Origin of the sequence: Enterobacter sp. RCC_40 (genome assembly GCF_041360735.1) — a bacterium.
Taxonomy (GTDB): domain Bacteria; phylum Pseudomonadota; class Gammaproteobacteria; order Enterobacterales; family Enterobacteriaceae; genus Enterobacter; species Enterobacter ludwigii.
This window is the reverse complement of sequence record NZ_JBFUPR010000015.1, coordinates 1-1,366: the sequence shown is the minus strand read 5'-3', so window position 1 is coordinate 1,366 and position 1,366 is coordinate 1. Positions and strand designations below refer to the sequence as shown.

The following is a 1,366-nucleotide window of genomic DNA, read 5'->3' as shown; positions in this document are numbered from 1 at the left end:
CGAAATCGTACCCCAAACCGACACAGGTGGTCAGGTAGAGAATACCAAGGCGCTTGAGAGAACTCGGGTGAAGGAACTAGGCAAAATGGTGCCGTAACTTCGGGAGAAGGCACGCTGATATGTAGGTGAAGCCCCTGCGGGTGGAGCTGAAATCAGTCGAAGATACCAGCTGGCTGCAACTGTTTATTAAAAACACAGCACTGTGCAAACACGAAAGTGGACGTATACGGTGTGACGCCTGCCCGGTGCCGGAAGGTTAATTGATGGGGTTAGCGGCAACGCGAAGCTCTTGATCGAAGCCCCGGTAAACGGCGGCCGTAACTATAACGGTCCTAAGGTAGCGAAATTCCTTGTCGGGTAAGTTCCGACCTGCACGAATGGCGTAATGATGGCCAGGCTGTCTCCACCCGAGACTCAGTGAAATTGAACTCGCTGTGAAGATGCAGTGTACCCGCGGCAAGACGGAAAGACCCCGTGAACCTTTACTATAGCTTGACACTGAACACTGGTCCTTGATGTGTAGGATAGGTGGGAGGCTTTGAAGCGTGGACGCCAGTCTGCGTGGAGCCAACCTTGAAATACCACCCTTTAATGGCTGGTGTTCTAACGTAGACCCGTGATCCGGGTTGCGGACAGTGTCTGGTGGGTAGTTTGACTGGGGCGGTCTCCTCCCAAAGAGTAACGGAGGAGCACGAAGGTTAGCTAATCCTGGTCGGACATCAGGAGGTTAGTGCAATGGCATAAGCTAGCTTGACTGCGAGAGTGACGGCTCGAGCAGGTGCGAAAGCAGGTCATAGTGATCCGGTGGTTCTGAATGGAAGGGCCATCGCTCAACGGATAAAAGGTACTCCGGGGATAACAGGCTGATACCGCCCAAGAGTTCATATCGACGGCGGTGTTTGGCACCTCGATGTCGGCTCATCACATCCTGGGGCTGAAGTAGGTCCCAAGGGTATGGCTGTTCGCCATTTAAAGTGGTACGCGAGCTGGGTTTAGAACGTCGTGAGACAGTTCGGTCCCTATCTGCCGTGGGCGCTGGAGAATTGAGGGGGGCTGCTCCTAGTACGAGAGGACCGGAGTGGACGCATCACTGGTGTTCGGGTTGTCATGCCAATGGCACTGCCCGGTAGCTAAATGCGGAAGAGATAAGTGCTGAAAGCATCTAAGCACGAAACTTGCCCCGAGATGAGTTCTCCCTGAGACTTTAAGTCTCCTGAAGGAACGTTGAAGACTACGACGTTGATAGGTCGGGTGTGTAAGCGCAGCGATGCGTTGAGCTAACCGATACTAATGAACCGTGAGGCTTAACCTTACAACGCCGAAGATGTTTTGGCGATGAGAGACGATTTTCAGCTGATACAGATTA

Annotated in this window: 1 rRNA gene (cut by a window edge); it reads left to right on the top strand. The window is 53.1% G+C overall.

What is annotated here, in order from left to right:
* A 23S ribosomal RNA gene (locus AB6731_RS22895) occupies nt 1–1,312 on the top strand; it begins 1,691 nt to the left of the window's first position.
* Nucleotides 1,313–1,366: the final 54 nt, after the last annotated feature.